This is a genomic window from Pseudomonas sp. ABC1 (genome assembly GCF_013395055.1).
Classification (GTDB): Bacteria; Pseudomonadota; Gammaproteobacteria; order Pseudomonadales; family Pseudomonadaceae; genus Stutzerimonas.
On the sequence record NZ_CP058349.1, the window covers coordinates 2357059 to 2377556 of the forward strand.

21 protein-coding genes and 1 riboswitch are annotated in these 20498 nt (G+C 64.4%); of the genes, 13 read left to right on the top strand and 8 right to left on the bottom strand.

Annotated elements, in window-relative coordinates; all coding sequences use genetic code 11:
• The first annotated feature begins 17 nt into the window (after positions 1 to 17).
• Positions 18 to 746 carry a tellurite resistance TerB family protein gene (locus HW090_RS10400; protein ID WP_179113459.1) on the top strand — a complete coding sequence of 243 codons (729 nt, stop codon included), beginning with the start codon at positions 18 to 20 and terminating at the stop codon, positions 744 to 746.
• An 87-nt stretch (positions 747 to 833) separates the two neighbouring features.
• Here HW090_RS10400 and HW090_RS10405 read toward each other — a convergent pair whose 3' ends face one another.
• The 4 genes from HW090_RS10405 to HW090_RS10420 all read right to left on the bottom strand — a co-directional run bounded on the left by HW090_RS10405 (position 834) and on the right by HW090_RS10420 (position 4205).
• Entirely contained in the window at positions 834 to 1361 is a 528-nt protein-coding gene (locus HW090_RS10405) for a DUF3299 domain-containing protein (RefSeq protein WP_179113460.1), read from the bottom strand.
• 50 nt (positions 1362 to 1411) lie between these two features.
• Positions 1412 to 1660 carry a GlsB/YeaQ/YmgE family stress response membrane protein gene (locus HW090_RS10410; protein ID WP_179113461.1) on the bottom strand — a complete coding sequence of 83 codons (249 nt, stop codon included), beginning with the start codon at positions 1658 to 1660 and terminating at the stop codon, positions 1412 to 1414.
• Between the two features lie 63 nt (positions 1661 to 1723).
• Positions 1724 to 2572 (bottom strand): NAD-dependent epimerase/dehydratase family protein, encoded by an 849-nt coding sequence (locus HW090_RS10415; RefSeq protein WP_179113462.1) that lies wholly within the window; start codon positions 2570 to 2572, stop codon positions 1724 to 1726.
• Positions 2573 to 2879: 307 nt separating this feature from the next.
• Positions 2880 to 4205 carry an OprD family porin gene (locus tag HW090_RS10420; RefSeq protein ID WP_179114889.1) on the bottom strand — a complete coding sequence of 442 codons (1326 nt, stop codon included), beginning with the start codon at positions 4203 to 4205 and terminating at the stop codon, positions 2880 to 2882.
• Between the two features lie 199 nt (positions 4206 to 4404).
• Between HW090_RS10420 and HW090_RS10425 the strand changes: the two genes are divergently transcribed.
• Entirely contained in the window at positions 4405 to 5553 is a 1149-nt protein-coding gene (locus tag HW090_RS10425) for a DUF1624 domain-containing protein (RefSeq protein ID WP_179113463.1), read from the top strand.
• On the opposite strand, the gene HW090_RS10430 is transcribed toward HW090_RS10425, so the two are convergent.
• Genes HW090_RS10430 through HW090_RS10445 form a run of 4 tightly spaced genes read right to left on the bottom strand, consistent with a single transcriptional unit; the run spans position 5540 to position 8839 of the window.
• Positions 5540 to 5992 (bottom strand): pseudoazurin, encoded by a 453-nt coding sequence (locus HW090_RS10430; protein ID WP_179113464.1) that lies wholly within the window; start codon positions 5990 to 5992, stop codon positions 5540 to 5542. The genes HW090_RS10425 and HW090_RS10430 overlap by 14 nt on opposite strands.
• 5 nt (positions 5993 to 5997) lie before the next feature.
• Positions 5998 to 6792, bottom strand: coding sequence for an ABC transporter ATP-binding protein (locus tag HW090_RS10435; RefSeq protein ID WP_179113465.1), 795 nt, complete (start codon positions 6790 to 6792; stop codon positions 5998 to 6000).
• The gene (locus tag HW090_RS10440) at positions 6789 to 7826 is read right to left on the bottom strand and encodes an iron ABC transporter permease (RefSeq protein ID WP_179113466.1); all 1038 of its coding nucleotides are present in this window, start codon (positions 7824 to 7826) and stop codon (positions 6789 to 6791) included. Before HW090_RS10440 ends, HW090_RS10435 begins: the two co-directional genes overlap by 4 nt.
• Entirely contained in the window at positions 7823 to 8839 is a 1017-nt protein-coding gene (locus HW090_RS10445; protein ID WP_179113467.1) for an ABC transporter substrate-binding protein, read from the bottom strand. Before HW090_RS10445 ends, HW090_RS10440 begins: the two co-directional genes overlap by 4 nt.
• 134 nt (positions 8840 to 8973) lie before the next feature.
• A riboswitch (cobalamin riboswitch) is annotated at positions 8974 to 9213 on the bottom strand.
• 277 nt (positions 9214 to 9490) lie between these two features.
• On the opposite strand from HW090_RS10445, the gene exbB reads away from it, so the two are divergent.
• From exbB to HW090_RS10500, 11 genes are all read left to right on the top strand, one after another.
• Positions 9491 to 10519 (top strand): tonB-system energizer ExbB, encoded by a 1029-nt coding sequence (exbB, locus tag HW090_RS10450; RefSeq protein WP_179113468.1) that lies wholly within the window; start codon positions 9491 to 9493, stop codon positions 10517 to 10519.
• Positions 10520 to 10521: 2 nt separating this feature from the next.
• Complete coding sequence (gene exbD, locus HW090_RS10455) at positions 10522 to 10950, top strand: TonB system transport protein ExbD (RefSeq protein WP_179113469.1); 429 nt, start codon at positions 10522 to 10524, stop codon at positions 10948 to 10950.
• Positions 10947 to 11738, top strand: a complete 792-nt coding sequence (locus HW090_RS10460; protein WP_179113470.1) for an energy transducer TonB — start codon at positions 10947 to 10949, stop codon at positions 11736 to 11738. The genes exbD and HW090_RS10460 overlap by 4 nt, the downstream gene beginning before the upstream one ends.
• Positions 11739 to 11834: 96 nt before the next feature.
• Positions 11835 to 12752: a hydrogen peroxide-inducible genes activator gene (locus HW090_RS10465; RefSeq protein WP_179113471.1), complete on the top strand. Its 918-nt coding sequence runs from the start codon at positions 11835 to 11837 to the stop codon at positions 12750 to 12752.
• Between the two features lie 4 nt (positions 12753 to 12756).
• Positions 12757 to 14832: an ATP-dependent DNA helicase RecG gene (recG, locus tag HW090_RS10470; protein ID WP_179113472.1), complete on the top strand. Its 2076-nt coding sequence runs from the start codon at positions 12757 to 12759 to the stop codon at positions 14830 to 14832.
• A 75-nt stretch (positions 14833 to 14907) separates the two neighbouring features.
• Entirely contained in the window at positions 14908 to 16305 is a 1398-nt protein-coding gene (locus HW090_RS10475; protein WP_179113473.1) for an HDOD domain-containing protein, read from the top strand.
• A gap of 456 nt (positions 16306 to 16761) precedes the next feature.
• Positions 16762 to 17883 (top strand): Re/Si-specific NAD(P)(+) transhydrogenase subunit alpha, encoded by a 1122-nt coding sequence (locus HW090_RS10480; protein ID WP_179113474.1) that lies wholly within the window; start codon positions 16762 to 16764, stop codon positions 17881 to 17883.
• A gap of 12 nt (positions 17884 to 17895) precedes the next feature.
• Positions 17896 to 18210 carry an NAD(P) transhydrogenase subunit alpha gene (locus tag HW090_RS10485; protein WP_179113475.1) on the top strand — a complete coding sequence of 105 codons (315 nt, stop codon included), beginning with the start codon at positions 17896 to 17898 and terminating at the stop codon, positions 18208 to 18210.
• A 1-nt stretch (position 18211) separates the two neighbouring features.
• Positions 18212 to 19648, top strand: a complete 1437-nt coding sequence (locus tag HW090_RS10490) for an NAD(P)(+) transhydrogenase (Re/Si-specific) subunit beta (protein WP_179113476.1) — start codon at positions 18212 to 18214, stop codon at positions 19646 to 19648.
• Positions 19649 to 19808: 160 nt separating this feature from the next.
• Complete coding sequence (locus tag HW090_RS10495; RefSeq protein ID WP_179113477.1) at positions 19809 to 20129, top strand: DUF2388 domain-containing protein; 321 nt, start codon at positions 19809 to 19811, stop codon at positions 20127 to 20129.
• Positions 20130 to 20182: 53 nt separating this feature from the next.
• Positions 20183 to 20479: a DUF2388 domain-containing protein gene (locus HW090_RS10500; protein WP_179113478.1), complete on the top strand. Its 297-nt coding sequence runs from the start codon at positions 20183 to 20185 to the stop codon at positions 20477 to 20479.
• Positions 20480 to 20498: the final 19 nt, after the last annotated feature.

The following is a 20498-nucleotide window of genomic DNA, read 5'->3' on the forward strand; positions in this document are numbered from 1 at the left end:
CGCTTCGGAGATTTTCCATGAATACGCGTGGCCTGCTCGACCAGTTGCTGAAATCCGGCCAGGAGTTGCTGCAGAAGAATACCGCCGGTGGTGCGTCCTCCGGCCTCGGTGGAGCGCTTGGCGGCTTGCTGGGCAAGGGCGGCGGAAATGACGCCGGCAAAGGCGGCGACCTGGGCAGCCTGCTCAAGGGCGTCGGCGGCGGCACGGCGCTGGGCCTGCTGCTGGGCAACAAACGTGCGCGCAAGATCGGCGGCAAGGTGGCGGTCTATGGGGGCCTGGCGGCCCTTGGCGTGATCGCCTACAAGGCCTATGGCAACTGGCAGGCGCAACAGGCTGGTGCGCCCCAGGGCGAGCCGCGCACCCTGGACCGCCTGCCGGCGCCCGAGGTGGAACTGCACAGCCAGGGCATCCTCAAGGCACTGGTGGCGGCGGCCAAGGCCGACGGGCATATCGATGCCCGCGAGCGTGAGTTGATCGAGGGCGAATTCAGCAAGCTGACCGGCGACGCCGAGGTGCAGCGCTGGCTGGATGCCGAACTGAACAAGCCGCTGGACCCTGCGGACGTGGCGCGCGCGGCGAGCACGCCGGAGCTGGCGGCGGAAATGTACGTGGCCAGCGTGCTGATGGTCGACGAGGAGCACTTCATGGAGCGTGCCTACCTCGACGAACTGGCGCGCCAGTTGAAGCTCGAACCGGCCCTCAAGGGCGAACTGGAAGCCCAGGTGAAACGGGAACTCCAGGCCTGAGCATCGTAGGGTGCGCCGCGCGCACGGGCAGTCCTCGGCGCGCATGGCGCACCCTACAGGTGTACATGGTCCCCATAAGAGAGGGTGTCAGAGGTCTTCCTCTTCGACCAGCCGCACTTCCGTGGCTTCCAGCGCGTAGGCGGCGTCGGCCAGGTCGTTGCTGACCTTTTCCACCCGCAAGGGGCCTTCGATCCAGAGTGGTGCGTAGATATCGTCCAGCTGGATGCCCTTGGGGTAGCGCACCAGCACGATCTGGTTGGGTGGTGGTGGCGGCACGTGGATGCAGGCGCCGGGGTAGGGCACCAGGAAGAATTCGGTGCTGCGGCCTTTGGCGTCGCTCTCCAGCGGCACCGGGTAGCCGCCGAGGCGGATGGTCTTGCCGTCCAGCGCCGGCACGGTCTTGGCCGAGTACATCACGTCGGGCAATCCGCTGCTTTGCTTGAGTCCGCCCTGGTCGCTGAAGCCGAAGTCTTCCATTGAGTCGTGTTCGATTTCCGGCATGTTCTCCAGTGCCAGGCGGTCCTCTTCCGGCATCAGCTCCAGCCAGTCGAGTTCGGCTTGCGCCGCATGCAGGGAGGTACAGAACAGCAGGAGCGACAGCAGGATCGGACGCATGGAGGGGCTTCAGGTGAGAAAAGTGGGCCGCCGGGAGCGGCCCGGCGGGGTCATTTGCGTTTGCTGACCGCACCATATATCAACAGCAGGATGACTGCACCGACGACCGAGCCGATGAAGCCTGCGCCTTCGCCCGCCGCATAGATGCCCAGTGCCTCGCCACCGTAGCCGGCGAGCAGCGAGCCGCCGATACCGAGCAGGATGGTCATGATCCAGCCCATGCTGTCATCGCCGGGTTTGATGAAACGGGCGATAAGACCGACGATGAGGCCGACGACGATGGTTCCGATGAATCCCATGGTGATATCTCCTGATTGGTTCACAGAAGATGGACCGCACAGGCGGGGCAGGGTTCGTTCGTTTTACGTCGGTGTGTCGGCGTAGCCTTCGCGGTAGCTCGGGTATCGAGGTGCCCAGTCCAGTGCCCTGGCGCGGGCATTGCTGCAGCGTTTGCTGCCGGAGCGGCGCTCGATGGCTGGGCCTGCCGGTGCGGCGATGCCCAGGCGCTGGCGCAGCCAATCGACCACTTCATGCAGGGGCGCCGGTTCGTCGTCGACCCCGAGGTAGCAGTCTTCCAACGGGGTTCCGGCCCGGTCCGCCAGCAGCAGGCTGGCCAGCAGCGCCGCCGCGTCGTCGCGATGGATGCGGTTGCTGTATTGCGGCGGTTCCTGCTGTGCCTGCATGCCGGCGCGCACCTGGTTCTGCAGCCAGGGCCGCGAGGGATGGTAGAGGCCCGCCAGGCGCACCAGGGTAGCCGGCAGGCCGCTGGCCAGCGCCAGGCGTTCGGCTTCGAGCATCACCTGGCCGGTGTAGCCGTCGGGCTCCGTTGGCGAGCGCTCGTCGACCCATTCGCCATCACGCTGCCCATAGACGCCGACACTGGACACGAACAGCAACCGCCGTGGCCGCTGGCCGTGCTGTGCCAGCCAGGCCAGCACGTTGCGCAACCCTTCGACGTAGGCAAGGCGGTAGCCCTCTTCGTTGCGTTGCGCGGGGGAGGCGCTGTAGATCAGGTAGTCGATACGGCCTGTTGGCCAGGCAGAGGGACAGACTGGCTGGGTGAAGTCGCCGGGCACTGGCAGGATCGTGGCAGGCAGTGCCGTCGTATCGCGGCGCAGGCCATGGATACGCCAATCCGCCAGGTGTGGCTGGGCGGCCAGGCGCAGGCCCAGGTCGCCGCAGCCGGCGATCATCAGAACGGGAGCTGTCATTCGTGGAGTCCGTGCAGGTTGGAAGCGAGTAGCGGTCGCAGGCTGCAAGCCGTTGCGGGGTTAGTCTACGGGGAATCCGCCTCTTGCTTGTAGCCTGCCGCCGTTCTCAGAACCTGTTCACGATCTGCTGCGCGTCGGTACTGCTGCGTTAAAAACAGACTCGGAATGCTCATTTACAACTCGTAAACTCCGCTTGATTCGCTTTGCTCACCCTGTGGGCCAGCCTGCGGCTGTTACTCCGCTACGCTACGTTTCTCGCCTGTTTTTGCCTTGCAGTCCTCTAGCTCGCGAGATCGTGAACAGGTTCTCAGAACCCTCCCGCCAACGGATACTCGACCGCCAGGCGGATCTGGTCGGCGTCGATCTCGGCCTGGGCGCGGTCGCCACGGTGCATGCTGTGGCGCAGGAACAGCACCAGGCCCTTGGCGGCACCTTCCTGCACCGTGTAGCGCAGGTTGAGGTCGCGTTCCCAGTGCTTGCCGTTCTCGCCGTAGCCCAGCCAGGCGTAGCTGCCGGTCGGGTCGACCTTGCTGCCGTCGATGCCGCTGCCGCGGGTGTAGGCGGCGCCGAAGGTCAGGCCCTGGATGCCCAGGCCCGCCAGGTCGTAGTCGTAGCGCAGTTGCCAGGAGGCTTCGTTGGGGGCGTTGAAGTCGGAGAGTTGGGAGGCGTTGGAAATCCAGATGGCACCACGGGTGACGTAGTCGAAGGGCGTGTCGCCGTCGACCTTCTGGTAGCCAAGGCCGAATTTGTGGTGGCCGTGCTGGTAGCCGAGCAGCAGGCTGCCGGTGGTGTTGTCCACGTCGCCGGCGAGTTGGCGGCCGGTATCGGTGCTGCGGTACAGGTGCCATTCGGCGCTCAGGCCGCGGCCTTCGGCCAGTGCGTGACTGTAGTAGCCGCCGAGGTAGTGGCTGCGCCAGGTGTTCTCGAATTCCCCGGTGTAGGCCGTCAGGCTCAGGCCGGGCAGGCCGCTGTAGCTGCCGCCGACGAAGCTGAAGGCGTTGCCCAGTTTCATCGACGGATTGGCGTAGTTCACCACCAGGCGGTTGTTGTTGCTGCGTGAGTTGCGGTCCGCCGAGCCGGTGAAGTGCCCGGCGTGCAGGTTGAGGGCGCTGAATTCGCGGCTGTTGAGGTACCAGCCTGTGTGGGTTTCCGGCAGCAGGCGGCTGTCGGATGAGGAGAAGATCGGCGTTTTCACGCGCTGCTCGCCGTAACGCAGCAGGGTCGAGGACAGCTGCGCCTTGATCGCCGCGCCACCGCGCGCCACATCATTCTGGTCATGGCCGTCATTGTCCACCGGCAGGTGGCGGATCTTGCCGGCCCGACCGCCACCGCCATCGAGTTTCTGCGCCAGGTACAGGTGGGCATCCACACCAACCCCCACGGTGCCCTGGGTGAAACCCGACTCGAACTGGCCCATCAGGCCATAGCCGAATTCCTCGGCCATGCCGTTGCGCTGGGCACGTGGCACCAGGGCATTGCGTGCACCGTTGCTACGGCCGCCGTGCTTGTAGTCGCGTTGTTCGTAGAGCAGCCGGTTGAACAGGCTCCAGCGCGCATCCTCGGTGAAACCGTTGGCCTGTTGCTGGGTGCCGGCCTGGGCGGTGGACAGGAAGGGGGCCAGGCAGAGGGCCATTCCGGTGCTGATGAATCGTTTATTTCTCATTATTTGTTCATTCCTGTTGTGTAAGGCGAGTCAATGTTGTGCGTATGCAGTGCCCGTGGCGTACGGTTCATGGCCATCAGGTGTGGGCTCGCAGGACGTGTACCGGTTGTTGTCGTGTTTTGTATTGATATAGTATTTCATATCTTTATTGCCTTCCGATCCTGACTCCATGACCAACGCCCCCACTACCCGGCTGCTCTCCATCGACGCATTGAGAGGGCTGGTGATTCTTTTCATGTTGCTCGACCACGTGCGCGAAACCTTCTACCTGCACATGCAGGTCGGCGACCCGATGGACGTGGCACAGACCGATCCCTTCCTGTTCTTCAGCCGGACTCTGGCGCACCTGTGCGCGCCGGTCTTCGTCTTCCTTACCGGCCTGTCTGCCTTCCTCTACGCCGAGAAGTACCAGGGCGCGGCCCAGGCCTCGGCGTTCCTGTTCAAGCGCGGGCTGTTCCTGGTCCTGCTGGAGCTGACCCTGGTCAACTTCGCCTGGACCTTCCAGTTCCCGCCCAGCGTCATCTACCTGCAGGTGATCTGGGCCATCGGCCTGAGCATGCTGGCGCTGTCCGCGCTGGTCTGGTTGCCCCGCCCGCTGCTCGCCGTCCTCGGCCTGCTGATCGTCGCCGGGCACAACCTGCTCGACGGCGTGCACTTCCCGGTCGAATCAGCGCTGCACATTCCCTGGGCCGTGCTGCATGACCGGGGCTGGATCGAGGTTTCCGACGCCCTGCGCCTGCGCACGTCCTACCCGCTGCTGCCGTGGATCGGCGTCATCGCCCTCGGCTACGCGGCGGGCCCCTGGTTCGCCCGCAGTGCCAGCGCCCCGCGACGTCAGCGTCTTCTGCTGGGCGCGGGTTTCGCCGTGCTGGCGGGCTTCGTCGCGCTGCGTCTGGTCAACGGCTATGGCGAGAAACCCTGGATCGTCGGTGAAAACGCCCTGCAGACCCTGATGAGCTTCTTCAACATCACCAAGTACCCACCTTCGCTGCTGTTCATCGCACTGACGCTGGGCCTTGGCCTGTTGCTCCTGCATGCCTTCGAGCGCCTGCAATCGCAGCGGGCGGTGCGGGTACTCGGGGTGTTCGGCGGCGCGCCGATGTTCTTCTACCTGTTGCACCTCTATGTGCTGAAGTTTCTCTACCTGGCCTGCGTGGCGATCTGGGGCCTGAACCAGGGCAGCTACTTCGGTTTCGACTCGATGCTCGCCATCTGGCTGTGCAGCATCCTCTTGTCCGTCGCGCTCTACCCGCCGGTGCGCTGGTTCGCCGCGCTCAAGGCGCGGCGCCGTGACATCGCCTGGCTCAAATACCTGTAGCCGCCTTCGCCTGCTCGACGATCCTGGCGAAGCGCTCGGCGGCGCGGTTCGGCAGGCCGGCAGGCACCGCCAGTTGATCCAGGCCCGGTTCGCCGACCTGGATCAGCATCACCATGCCCATGGCGTAGTGCGGGATGCACTGGATGCCGTAGAAGCCCGGCTGCTCCAGCGTCACTTCGATCTCTTCGTTGATCCGGCCCTTGAAGGTCGCCGCGCCCTCCGGGTGGAAGCCGGGGATGCTGGCGGCGTTGTGGGTGCTGTGGCTGGCGATGAATTTCACGCTGTCGCCCGGTGCGACCACCAGGTATTCCGGTTCGTAGACCATGGCCCCGCTGGCGCCACGGTTGAGCATCTTCACTTCATGGACTTCGGCCCAGGCCGGTACGCAGGCCAGGGCGAGGGCGCCGAACAGGGCGGCGTGTCTCAGGGGGGTACGCATGTCTTCTATGCACTCCGAGGGGCAGTGAGGGGTTGGAAACGAATGACGCGGCTGCCGTCATAGGGGTCGGTCAGGTAGCGCGCCTCGACCCCGAATACCTGGCGCAGGCAGTCGGGGGTCAGCACCTCTTCCGGTGCGCCGAGGGCCACCAGGCGACCGCCCGCCATCACCCCGACGCGGTCGCAGCCGAGAGCCTGGTTGAGGTCGTGCAGGGCGATCAGGGCGGTCACCGGCAACTGGTGCACCAGGCCGAGGATGGCGATCTGGTGCTGGATATCGAGGTGGTTGGTCGGCTCGTCGAGCAGCAGCAGTTCGGGTTGCTGCGCCAGGGCGCGGGCGATGTGCACGCGCTGGCGCTCGCCACCGGACAGGGTGTTCCATACGCGATCACGCATATGGCCCATGCCGACCGCCGCCAGGGCCTCGGCGACGATGGACGAATCCTCCGCGGACCAGGGCTGCAGTGCCGACAGCCAGGGTGTCCGGCCCAGTTCCACGGCGTCGCGCACGCAGATCGACTCGGCGGTTTCCGCGTGCTGTTCGACGAACGCCAGGCGCTGGGCGACCTGGCGCCGTGGCAGGCGCGTCATGGGCTGGCCTTGCAGGTACAACTCGCCGGCACTGGGCGTGCGCAGGCCGGCAAGCACCTTGAGCAGAGTCGACTTGCCCGAGCCGTTCGGACCGATCAGGCCCAGGGTTTCACCGCGTCGCAGCGCCAGGGAAATGCCCTGGATGATCGGCGTGCCTTTGACGCGCCAGCCCAGCTCGCGGCATTCGAGGAGGATGTCGTCCTGGCTCATGCCGAGCGCCCCCGGATCAGGATCAGCGCGAAGATCGGTGCGCCGATCAACGCTGTGATCACACCGATCGGCAGTACCTGGCCCTTGATCGCGGTGCGTGCGATCACGTCCGCGCCGACCAGGAACACCGCCCCGGCGAGGGCGCTGATTGGCACCAGGCGTGCGTGGCGAGCGCCTGTCAGCAGGCGTGCGGCATGGGGAATCACCAGCCCGACGAAACCGATCGCGCCGACGATGGACACCATCACCGCCGTCGCCAGTGCGGCGATGGCGATCAGCAAGGCCTGTACCCGGCGCACCGGCACGCCGAGGGCCGCCGCCGAGTCGCTGCCGAAGGTGAAGGCATCCAGCGCACGAGCGTGCCAGATGCAGACGAGGGTACAGGCCAGCGCCACCGGCAGGGCCAGGGTCACGTCATGCCAGCGCACGCCGCTGAGGTTGCCCAGCAGCCAGAACATGATGCCGCGTGCCTGTTCGGAGTTGGCCGACTTGGCGATCAGGAAGGCGGTCAGGGCGTTGAACAATTGCGAGCCGGCGATACCGGCCAGGATGATCTGTGCATTGCCGCTCAGAGCGCCGCGTCCGGCTGCTCGCGCCAGCATGGCGACCAGTGCGAAGGCGGCGATGGAGCCGATGAAGGCGCCCAGTGACAGCGACACCGCGCCCGCCCCGATGCCGATGATCGCCACCAGTACCGCGCCGGTCGAGGCGCCGGCGGAGATGCCCAGCAGGTAAGGGTCCGCCAGCGGGTTGCGCAGCAGTGCCTGCAGCACCACGCCGGAGATCGCCAGGCCTGCGCCACAACTGGCGGCCACCAGGGTGCGGGTCAGGCGATAGTTCCAGACGATGCCCTCGTCGATCGGGTCGAGGACGAAGCCCATGCCCAGCAGCTTGTTGCCCAGCACCTGGAACACCACTGCCGGCGGGATGCTGGTTTCACCGATGGCGACGCCACCGATCACCACCACCAGCAACAGTGCCGACACCCAGAGGGTGTGCAGCAGGCAGTGGCGCAGCAGGGGAGCAAGGGTCATTTGGACAGGTCGAGCTCGCCGATGGCCTTGGCCAGTTGCTCGATACCGTCGATGGTGCCGATCGAGGCCTGCATGTCGTTGGCGTCGAGAATCACGATGCGGTCGTTCTTCACTGCATCCATGTGCCGGGTGACCGGGTCGCTCTTGAGGAATTCCAGTTTCTTCAGGTAGTCATCGGCCGGGAAGCGGCGGCGGTCCATGCGGGCGATCACCAGGACGGTCGGGTTGGCCTTGGCGATGGTTTCCCAACCGACGGTCGGCCACTCTTCGTCGGATTCGATGACATTGCGCAGTCCCAGCGTCTTCAGCATGAGGTCGGGCGTGCCTTTGCGGCCCGCGACGTAGGGGTCGATATCGAGGTCGGCGCTGGAGAACCAGAACACGGCGGAAACATCGCCGAGCTTGCGTTGTTCGACACTGTGGCGGGCGTCGTCCAGGCGCTGCTTGAGGTTGGCGACCAAGGCATCGCCGCGGTCACGCACGTCAAAGATGGTCGACAGCTGTTCGACGCTCTTGTAGATCGAGTCCATGCTGAACGGCTGCAGGCGCGTGCCGTCGGCGCCGGTCAGGTTGTCCTTGCCTTCACAATCGGAGGGCAGGATATAGGTGGGCACATTCAGCTCATGGAACTGCTCGCGAGTGCCGACCACGCCCTGTTCGCCGACCATCCATTCGAACTGCACCGGCACCAGGCCGGGGCGCTTGGCGATCACCGATTCGAAGCTCGGGTCGTTGTCGGCCAGGCGCTCGACTTTGTCGTTCTGCGCCTTGTAGGCCGGCTTCACATCGTTGAACCAGAGCGAGGTGCCTGCCAGGCGATTACCAAGGTCCAGTGCATAGAAAATTTCCGTGCCGGCCTGGCCGATGGTCACGGCCCGCTCGGGAGCGGCGCTGAAGGTCAGGGTGTGGCCGCAGTTCTCGATGTTCAGCGGGTACTGGGTCGGCGTGGCGGCCAGTGCCGAGGCGCAGTGGCCAAGCACGGCGCCGGCGAGGACGAGACGGGATAGCAGCATGGGGTTCTCCAGGCGAGCGGATGGCGGTATTCCGGCAGGCGCAAGGAGAAGGGTTCAAGGCGGACGGGACGGATCACGGGTGTGCGTGCCAGGTCCAGCGCCGGCCAAGGCTCTCCCTCCCGGACACCCCGCCGGTCAGTTCGATTCGTGCCGGCAGGTCTCCTGACTGGCGCTTCATTGCATCACCACAGCCTTCCCGGAGCATGCTCCAGTGACATATTTCGCAGTGATGCCAAGTGCCTACAGTTGCGGGGGCAGTTCCATTCGATGGCTGTGACCGGGCGTGCTTGCAATTGCAAGGATGACGCCAGGCCGTCAGGCCACCATGGATTCCCTATTAATTCCTGGTGGAAACCGGCGGGCGCATCTTAATGGATATGTGGCGGGTGCCCTATCCCTATTTGCGAACGAGGTTCGCGGAGCGCTGTAACGGCGCTGTAGTCAGGGCTTCATAAGGTGCATGGGAGTGGTTCGTGCTGCGATTCTGGCTGATTTCCCACCCCCTGTTCAGGTACGCTAATGACTTCGTGAAGGAAAATTAATTTTATTCCTTTAATGAACGATAACTATTTGCGATAATTACCGCTTGCTCTGGCTCGTCGAATCCTATTCGAGCCACTGTCCGTCCCGCTCAGATCAGGTGTGGCCCGCATGAAATCGATCTTCTCCCGCGCCCCGTTCAATAGCGCAGCTCTGCGCATGTTCGTGGCTGTTCTGCTTACGCTGTCACTCGTGCCCGCAAGTCAGGCCGATGAAACGACGCCGGTTGCCGCACCTGCCGCCAATGAGGCACCTGCCGCTTCCTCTGGTGAAGCGCCAGCGGTTGATCCGCTTGCCGCAGGTAGCGTCGCTGCCGCGCAGAATGGCGAGGGCACTGTCGAGGGTGCTGCGGACGTCGATGGCGAGGCTCTTGACGAAACCGGCACCTCTGAAGCTGAAGAGGCCCTGGCAGAAGATGAACTCTCCGCCGGCTTCGCCCATGACCTTTCCCCGTGGGGCATGTACCAAGGCGCGGATATCGTCGTCAAAGCCGTGATGATCGGTCTGGTCATCGCCTCGATCATTACCTGGACCATCTGGGTCGCCAAAGGCCTCGAACTTATTCGTGCCAAGCGCCGTCTGCGCGGCGAAGTCGGTGCCCTGAAGCGCGTCAGCACACTCAAGCAGGCTGCCGACCAGGCGCGTGCCCAGAACAGTTTCAGCACACTGCTGATCGAAGATGCCCAGGAAGAGCTGAACCTTTCCTCCAAGAGCACCGACAAGGATGCCATCAAGGAGCGCGTCAGTTTCCGCCTCGAGCGTCTTGTCGCCGCCAGTGGTCGCAGCATGAGCCAGGGGACTGGCGTGCTGGCGACCATCGGTTCGACGGCTCCATTCGTCGGTCTGTTCGGTACCGTGTGGGGGATCATGAACAGCTTCATCGGCATCGCCAAATCCCAGACCACCAACCTGGCCGTCGTGGCACCCGGTATCGCCGAAGCGCTGTTGGCCACCGCGCTGGGCCTGGTGGCAGCGATCCCCGCCGTGGTCATCTACAACGTATTCGCCCGCTCTATCTCCGGCTACAAGGCGCAGGTCGCCGATGCGTCGGCCCAGGTACTGCTGCTGGTCAGCCGTGACCTGGACCACCAATCTCCCGCTGAGCAGAGTGCGCACCCACACGTTTCCAAGGTGGTCTGAGCATGGGCATGCATTTGAAAGAAGGGGCTGAGGACGACCTTTCCGAAGCCCATGAGATCAACGTAACGCCGTTCATCGACGTGATGCTGGTGCTGCTGATCATCTTCATGGTCGCCGCTCCGTTGGCGACCGTGGATGTGAAGCTCGACCTGCCGGCCTCTACCGCGAAGCCGGCTCCGCGTCCGGACCAGCCGCTTTATCTGAGCATCAAGGAAGACAACAGCCTGTTCCTTGGCAACGATGAAGTGACGCTGGCTACCATGGGCAGCGTACTCGATGCCCAGACCAAGGGTGACAAGGACCAGACGATCTTCGTCCGTGGTGACACCGCGCTGCAGTACGGCCACCTGATGGAAGTCATGGATGGGCTGCGAGCAGCCGGTTACCTGAAGATTGGCCTGGTAGGCCTGGAGACGGTCGGCGCGCCATGAGTAATCAGCCCTATAAACTGTCCATGTGGGCTGGCAGCCTCGTGCTGGTATTGGGGCTGCATATCGGCCTGGCGCTCTGGTCGCTCTACTGGAAGCCGGAAGTCATCGAGGTGGAAATGCCACCTCTGGCCATGATGATCGAGCTGGCGCCGTTGCCTGCGGCTCCGAAGCCTGCGCCGCCGACTCCACCCAAGCCGGTCAAGCCGCCAGAGCCCATCATAGAGCCTGAGCCCGAACCCCTGCCCAAGCTGGCCGAGGCGCCCAAGCCGAAGATCGCTGTGCCGCCGCCGCCCAAGCCAAAGCCGAAGAAGGAGCCGCCCAAACCTCGCCCAGAGGTCAAGCCGGAGCCCAAGAAGGAGATCGAGCCGGAGCAACCGCAGGAGCAGGAGCCCACCGAGGTTTCGCAGTCGCAGCCCAGTTCCGACCGTTTCGACGATCACCTGGCGACGACCGAGCAGGGCGAAAGCGCGCCCATCACCTCGAACTCCGAGCCAACCTGGCAGAGCCGTCTGCTGGCGCACCTGAATCGCTACAAGCGCTATCCGGATGATGCGCGTCGTCGAGGGCAGGAAGGTGTGGTCAGGCTGCGTTTCGTGGTCGATGCCAAGGGCAACGTGCTGTCCTACGAGCTGGTCGGTAATTCCGGCAGCGCATCCCTGAATCGGGCGACCGAGCAGATGATCCGCCGCGCCCAGCCTTTGCCGGCTCCTCCCGAGGAGCTGTTGAAGAACGGTACGCTGGAAGTCCTGGCACCCTTCGTCTACTCCCTGGAGCGGGGACGGCGGTAATGCCCTGGCGGGTTGTGCATCCCCTGCACAACCCGCCCGCTTGGTTTCTCTGGAAGACTGCCGCTATGCTTAGCTGTATCTCAATGGATATTGGCTATGACCCTCACCGAACTCCGCTACATCGTCACCCTCGCCCAGGAACAACACTTCGGGCGGGCGGCAGAGCGCTGTCATGTCAGCCAGCCGACCTTGTCGGTCGGTGTGAAGAAGCTTGAAGACGAGCTTGGCATTCTGATTTTCGAGCGCACCAAAAGCGCGGTGCGGCTGACCCCGGTCGGTGAAGGCATCGTCACCCAGGCGCAAAAAGTGCTGGAGCAGGCCCAGAGCATTCGTGAACTGGCCCAGGTCGGCAAGAATCAGCTGGCCGCGCCCTTGAAGGTTGGTGCGATCTATACGGTCGGCCCGTATATCTTTCCCCACCTGATTCCGCAGTTGCACCGGGTCGCCCCGGACATGCCGCTGTATATCGAGGAAAACTTCACCCATGTGCTGCGTGACAAGCTGCGCACGGGCGAACTCGACGCCATCATCATCGCCTTGCCGTTCCAGGAAGCCGATGTCGTTACACGAACCCTGTATGACGAACCGTTCTATGTGCTGATGCCGGCCGGGCACCCGTGGACGGCCCGCGAAAGTATCGATCCCGAGTTGCTCAACGACCGCAGCCTGTTGCTGCTCGGCGAAGGGCACTGCTTCCGTGATCAGGTGCTGGAATCCTGCCCGACTACTCGCAAGGGTGAGGCGGTCAGCCACACCACAGTGGAGGCCAGCTCGCTGGAGACCATCCGTCATATGGTCGCTTCCGGGTTGGGTGTATCGGTATTGCCGCTGTCCGCCGTGGACAGCCACCACTATGCCCCTGGCGTTCTGGACGTCAGACCGTTCACCTCGCCAGCGCCGTTCCGTACCGTTGCGATTGCCTGGCGCGTCAGCTTCCCGCGTCCGAAGGCCATCGAGATTTTGGCCGACTCGATCCGCCTCTGTTCGGTGAACAAGGGCACGGAGAACGGTTGAGCCGATGACTGCATTGGCCGACATTCCTGTTACGACGCTCAAGGGCGTAGGTGCGGCGCTGGCCGAGAAGCTGGCGCGGGTCGGCCTGGAAACCCTGCAGGATGTGCTGTTCCACCTGCCCCTGCGTTATCAGGACCGTACCCGCATCACGCCGATTGGTGCCTTGCGCCCGGGGCAGGATGCCGTGGTCGAAGGTATCGTGGCCGGTGCCGATGTGGTCATGGGGCGTCGCCGGAGCCTGTTGGTCCGCCTGCAGGATGGCAGCGGCACCTTGAGCCTGCGCTTCTTCCATTTCAGCCAGGCGCAGAAAGAGGGCATGAAGCGCGGTAGCCAGCTTCGCTGCTATGGCGAGGTTCGTCCGGGTGCGACCGGGCTGGAAATCTATCACCCGGAGTATCGCGCTTTGCAGGGCGACGAGAGCCCGGCCGTGGAGCAGACGCTGACGCCGATCTACCCCACCACCGAAGGTTTGACCCAGCAGCGCCTGCGCAACCTCAGCCAGCAGGCGTTGGTGCGGCTCGGTCCACACAGCCTGCCTGACTGGCTACCCACGGAGCTGGCGACAGAGTACCGCCTGGGTGCCCTCGACCAGGCCATTCGCTACCTGCACCGCCCCCCGCCGGATGCCGATCAACTGGAGCTGGCCGAGGGCCGGCACTGGGCTCAGCATCGGCTGGCATTCGAGGAACTGCTGACCCATCAACTGTCATTGCAGCGCCTGCGCGAAAGCGTGCGCTCCCAGCAGGCCCCTGCGTTGCCTGCTGCCCGGCGCCTGCCGCAGGCGTTTCTGGATAGCCTGGGTTTCCAGCCGACGGGCGCGCAGAAGCGGGTCGCCGCGGAAATTGCCTATGACCTGGCCCAGCCCGAGCCGATGTTGCGGCTGGTCCAGGGCGATGTGGGCGCGGGCAAGACCGTGGTAGCGGCCCTGGCCGCCTTGCAGGCGCTCGAAGCGGGTTATCAGGTGGCGCTGATGGCGCCGACCGAGATACTGGCCGAGCAGCATTTCATCAACTTCGATAAATGGCTGAGCCCGCTGGGTATCGAGGTCGCCTGGCTGGCTGGAAAGCTCAAGGGCAAGGCGCGCGCGTCTGCACTGGAGCGAATCGCGGCTGGCGCCCCGATGGTGGTGGGTACCCATGCTCTGTTCCAGGATGAAGTGCGCTTCAAATGCCTGGCGCTGGTGGTGATCGATGAGCAGCACCGCTTTGGCGTGCAGCAGCGTCTGGCGCTGCGCAGCAAGGGCATCGATGGGCTGCTCTGCCCGCACCAACTGATCATGACGGCCACGCCGATCCCCCGGACCCTGGCCATGAGTGCCTATGCCGACCTGGACACTTCCATCCTCGACGAACTGCCGCCGGGGCGTACGCCGGTGAATACGCTGCTGGTCGCCGACAGCCGGCGGCTGGAGGTCGTCGAGCGGGTGCGCCTGGCCTGTGAGCAGGGGCGGCAGGCCTACTGGGTCTGCACCCTGATCGAAGAGTCCGAGGAAATGACCTGCCAGGCCGCCGAGAGTACCTATGCCGATCTCAGCGCCGCATTGGGCGGCTTGCGCGTAGGATTGATTCATGGCCGCATGAAGCCGGTGGAAAAAGCTGCCGTGATGCAGGCGTTCAAGGCAGGAGACTTGCAACTGCTGGTCGCCACCACGGTGATCGAAGTGGGCGTGGACGTGCCGAATGCCAGCCTGATGATCATCGAGAATCCGGAGCGCCTGGGATTGGCACAGCTTCACCAGTTGCGTGGTCGGGTCGGGCGGGGCAGTGCCGCCAGTCATTGTGTGCTGCTCTATCATCCGCCGCTGTCGCAGATTGGACGGGAGCGGCTAGGGATCATGCGGGAGACCTGTGATGGTTTCCTGATCGCCGAGAAGGATCTGGAACTGCGTGGCCCGGGCGAAATGCTCGGTGTTCGCCAGACCGGCCTGCTGCAGTTCAAGGTAGCCGACCTGATGCGTGATGCCGACCTGTTGCCCGCGGTGCGCGACGCGGCCCAGACGCTACTGGAGCGCTGGCCGCAGAACGTCAGTCCGTTGCTGGCCCGCTGGCTGCGGCATGGCCAGCAATATGGCCAGGTCTGATACTTTGTCGTCTCTATGCTTTGCCACGGCAGGTCGCTGGCTATACTGCAGGGCATGGCTCAAATGGATCCACTCATGAATCTAGCTATCGGTACCGCCTCTGCTCCTGCACTTCCTCCGTTGATAGCGCAACTGCTGCAGACCCTGGATCTGCCCTACCGGGTTCGCCAGGAGCGCAACGGGTTCGCTCTGGCGCAGCGGGTCCAGGCCGTCCTGCTGGACGATGTCATCGGTGCGGTGCTGGTGCTTTATCCGCGTGATCACCTGCTCGACCTGGCCCGCCTGGAAGAGCTGACCGGACGGCAACTGGCGGTGGTCAAGCAGGCGCAACTGGAGCGCATGCTCGACCGGCACAAGCTGCATGTGCTGCCGAGCCTGCCGGCCATTACCAGCTCGCCCTGCATATACGAAGAAAAACTGCTGGGGCAGCCGTCGCTTTTGCTCGAGTCCGGTGAGCCGGGGCTGTTGCTTGAAGTGAGTATCGAGGTTTTCCGCAGCCTGTTGAGCAAGGCCAGCGCCGGGCGTTTCGCCGTGCCGCTGGAAAGCATTCGCCCCAACCTCGACCGCCCCGCCGATGACCGGGCGCAGATCGCCAGGGCGGTGCAGTCCTTCACGGCGCGCCGTATCCGCCAGCGCCTGGAGGAAACCATCGAGATACCGCCACTGGCGCAGACCGCGCAGAAGGTCATCAAGCTGCGCGTCAGCCCCGAGGCGACGATCGACGACATCACTGGCGTGGTGGAGACCGATCCGGCACTCGCCGCCCAGGTCATCAGTTGGGCGGCATCGCCCTACTATGCGGCGCCGGGCAAGATTCGCTCGGTCGAGGATGCCATCGTGCGGGTGCTGGGGTTCGACCTGGTGATCAACCTGGCGTTGGGCCTGGCACTGGGCAAGACCTTGAGCCTGCCCAAGGACCAGCCGCAGCAGGCCAAGCCCTACTGGCAGCAGGCGATCTATACCGCGGCGGTCATCGAAGGGCTGACCAGGGCGATCCCGCGCGCGCACCGCCCGGAAATCGGCCTGAGTTACCTGGCCGGGCTGTTGCACAACTTCGGCTACCTGGTGCTCGCCTATGTGTTCCCGCCGCACTTTTCGCTGATCTGCCGCCACCTGGAGGCCAACCCGCACCTGTCCCACAGCCATGTCGAACAGCACCTGCTGGGGATCACGCGGGAGCAGATCGGTGCCTGGCTGGTGCGCTACTGGAGCATGCCGGAAGAACTCTGCACGGCACTGCGCTTCCAGCTCGACCCGCACTATGAAGGCGAACACGCAGCCTATGCCAACCTGGTGTGCCTGGCGACGAGCCTGCTGCGCCAGCATGGCTCCCACGATGGCGTGCAGGAGGAAATCCCACAAGCGCTGTTCGATCGGCTGGGACTGACCCGTGAAAAAGCCGAGGAGGCCGTGAACCGCGTGCTCGAAGCCGAGGCCTCCCTGCGTGCGCTGGCCCAGCAGTGCAATAACTGATTGAACCCTCTTCCGACAGGGCAAGTGCCGCAGCAGCGCGCTTGCCCGCGAGCCGATCCGCATCGGTCGCAGTCATGATCGTATCCATACGTTAAGCCGTTACCTCTGCTCTCCTGGCCCTTCCAGGGTGGCGTCCTCCTTCTCCCCCTTTCGTACTGTTCTCTCCCAGCCTTTGGTCGTCAGGCATCCGTCCTCCCTACCAAAGGAGGGTGGTCGTGCGCGCCTTAAGTTGCATCGCTCTGCATCCAATGCAGTCTGGTCACGGATAGAAGGTCAGTGTATGACTGTATCTATATTTATCGTTCACGATTAAAACCATTGATGCAAAATCGTTCAGTCTGCAAAATGCCGCGCCCCAGTCTTCCCGTTAATGCCCAGGCGACCTGGCCGCTCTGCTAGCCAGGATTGGGAACGTGGGTGAACGAAACAGCCGATTCACGCAGGAGAACAAGAAACATGCACATCGGTGTACCTCTTGAAAGCCATGCTGGTGAGACCAGGGTCGCTGCCACCCCGGAAACCATCAAAAAGCTGATCGCCCAGGGGCATCAGGTCACCGTGCAGCAAGGTGCGGGTGTCGCGGCCAGCGTGCCTGATCGCGACTACGAAGCTGCTGGTGCGCGTATCGCGGGTGCCGCCGAAGCCTTTGCCGCCGAACTGGTGCTGAAGGTGGTGGCGCCGAGTGCGGAGGAATTGGCGCACATGAAACCCGGCAGCGTGCTGGTTGGCATGCTCGACCCCTTCGATGATGCCAACCTGGCGCGCATGGCCGAGCGGGGCATCAGCGCCTTCGCTCTGGAAGCCGCCCCGCGCACTTCGCGGGCGCAGAGCCTGGACGTGCTGTCGTCCCAGGCCAATATTGCCGGCTACAAAGCCGTGATGCTGGCTGCCGACCACTACCCGCGCTTCATGCCGATGCTGATGACCGCCGCCGGTACGGTGAAGGCCGCCCGTGTGCTGGTGCTGGGCGCCGGGGTCGCAGGTTTGCAGGCGATTGCCACGGCACGGCGCATGGGCGCGGTGATCGAGGCGTCCGATGTGCGGCCTGCGGTCAAGGAGCAGATCGAATCGCTGGGAGCGAAGTTCGTCGAGGTGCCGTTCGAAACCGACGAGGAGCGCGAGTGCGCCGAAGGTGTCGGTGGCTACGCCCGGCCGATGCCCGCCTCCTGGATGGCGCGCCAGGCCAGTGCGGTGCACGAGCGTGCCAAGCAGGCCGACATCATCATCACCACGGCGCTGATTCCGGGGCGCAAGGCGCCAACGCTGTTGCGCGAGGACACGGTGGCGCAGATGAAGCCCGGTTCGGTCGTCGTCGACCTGGCGGCCGCCAAGGGCGGCAACTGCCCGCTCACCGAGCTGGACCGTGTGGCGGTGCGCCATGGCGTGACGCTGGTCGGCCACGGCAACCTGCCGGCGCTGGTGGCGGCGGATGCCTCGGCGCTGTATGCGCGCAACCTGCTGGATTTCCTGAAGCTGGTCATCGACGCGGATGGCCGTTTCCACATCGATCTCGAAGACGACATCGTCGCGGCCTGCCTGATGTGCCGCGACGGGCAGGTCGTGCGCAAGAACGCCTGAGGAGCACAAGACATGGACCTGATTTCGGACGGTATCTACAACCTGATCATCTTCGTGCTGGCGATCTACGTCGGCTACCACGTGGTCTGGAACGTCACCCCGGCGCTGCATACGCCGCTGATGGCGGTGACCAACGCCATTTCCGCCATCGTCATCGTCGGCGCCATGCTGGCTGCCGCGCTGACTGTCACCCCGCTGGGCAAGACCATGGGCACCCTGGCCGTGGCGCTGGCGGCGGTGAACGTGTTCGGTGGTTTCCTGGTGACCCGGCGCATGCTGGAGATGTTCAAGAAGAAGGCCGCGAAGGCCCCAGTGGAGAAGCAATGACATGAGCATGAACCTGATCACCCTGCTCTACCTGAGTGCCTCGGTGTGCTTCATCCAGGCCCTCAAGGGGCTGTCGCACCCGACCACGTCGCGGCGCGGCAACGCCTTCGGCATGATCGGCATGGGCATCGCCGTGCTGACCACCGTCGGGCTTATCTTCAAGCTCGGGTCGGAGCTGGCGACGACCGGTATCGCCTACGTCGTCGTCGCCCTGCTAGTCGGCGGCAGCCTCGGCACGCTGATGGCACGCCGGGTGGAAATGACCAAGATGCCCGAGCTGGTCGCCTTCATGCACAGCATGATCGGCCTGGCGGCGGTCTTCATCGCGGTTGCCGCGGTGGTCGAGCCGCAGTCGCTGGGCATCGTCGTCAGCGCCGGCACGCCGATTCCCGCGGGCAACCGCCTGGAGCTGTTCCTCGGCGCGGCCATCGGTGCCATCACCTTCTCCGGTTCGGTGATCGCCTTCGGCAAGCTGTCGGGCAAGTACAAATTCCGTCTGTTCCAGGGGGCGCCGGTGCAGTTCGCCGGGCAGCATCTGTTCAACCTGCTGGTCGGGCTGGTGATCGTCGCCCTGGGGCTGGTCTACACCCTGACCGGCGATGTCACGGCCTTCGCCGTGCTGGTCCTGCTGGCGTTCATCATCGGTGTGCTGATCATCATCCCCATCGGCGGTGCCGACATGCCGGTGGTGGTGTCGATGCTCAACAGCTATTCCGGCTGGGCCGCGGCGGGTATCGGTTTCTCGCTGAACAACTCGATGCTGATCGTGGCGGGTTCGCTGGTCGGTTCCAGCGGCGCGATCCTCTCCTACATCATGTGCAAGGCGATGAACCGCTCGTTCTTCAACGTCATCCTTGGTGGCTTCGGCGGTGCGGCGGATGCCGGTCCGGCGGTGGCGGGCCAGGAGCAGCGTCCGGTCAGGTCCGGTTCGTCGGACGACGCGGCCTTCCTGCTGAGCAATGCCGACAGCGTGATCATCGTGCCCGGCTACGGCCTGGCGGTGGCGCGTGCCCAGCATGCCCTGATGGAGCTGGCAGAGAAGCTGGGCCACCGTGGTATCAGCGTGAAATACGCCATCCACCCGGTGGCCGGGCGCATGCCGGGACATATGAACGTGCTTCTGGCCGAGGCCGAGGTGCCCTACGAGCAGGTGTTCGAGATGGACGACATCAACGCCGAGTTCGGCCAGGCCGACGTGGTGCTGGTGCTGGGCGCCAACGACGTGGTCAACCCGGCAGCCAAGAACGATCCCACTTCCTCGATCGCCGGTATGCCGATCCTCGAGGCGTACAAGGCGCGGACCATCATCGTCAACAAGCGCTCCATGGCCAGCGGGTATGCGGGGCTGGACAATGAATTGTTCTATATGGACAAGACCATGATGGTCTTCGGCGATGCCAAGAAAGTGCTGGAGGACATGGTCAAGGCCGTCGACTGATCGCCCACCCGCCATGCACACCGCCGCATCCGTACGGGTACGGCGGTGTGTTTCCGCGTCTTTCGCGGCACCCGCCGTGCTTCACAGCCCGCTCTACCGCGCTTATCCTTCGGTTTTCGTTACCGGCCACACGGGCCGGCCATCGTTCCGGAGTCCAGCCATGCGCAATGCCCTGCTTGTTTCCCTGTGCACATCCACCCTGTTGATGGCGGGTAGCGTCCATGCGGCGAGTTTCACCGCCACCACCGACCTGGTCCTGGGCGGCCTGACCAACAGCGCCGAAGGCACATCCGACCTGACATCCTCCATCGGCGACAGCAAGATCGTGCAAGCGGCGCGCGACGATGCTGCTCACTTCATCGGCAGCGACGGCACGCAGCGCGGCTCGCATCTGGAGGCTGCCCTGCAGCACATCCGCGGCCAGATGCCAGGCCTGCAAGCCAGCGACCTGCAACTGGCGCAAGCCATCCTGGCCCTGTGACGAACGTACGGCCACCCGTGTTCACGGGCGGCCGCTTCCGGTACCGATTGCCCATGAGATTTTTCCTTGTACCGCTCGCAGCCTGCCTGCTGGCCTCCTTTCCTGCGCATGCCCTGGATACCCTGAGTGCCGGGCTGGTGCGCAGCAGCTATGTCACCAGCAAGCTGACCAGTACGCCGTTCGAGTCCAAGCGGGTCATCGCTGCCCGTGACGATGCCGCCCATTTCATCGCCACTGACGGTGGGGTGCGCAGCGCCTACCTGCAGGCCGCCTTCGATCACCTGCGTCAGAACATGGCCGAATTGCCGGATGATGACCTGGAACTGGCCGCCGCGATTCTCGTCCAATAGTCCCTTTTCCCCGAGATAC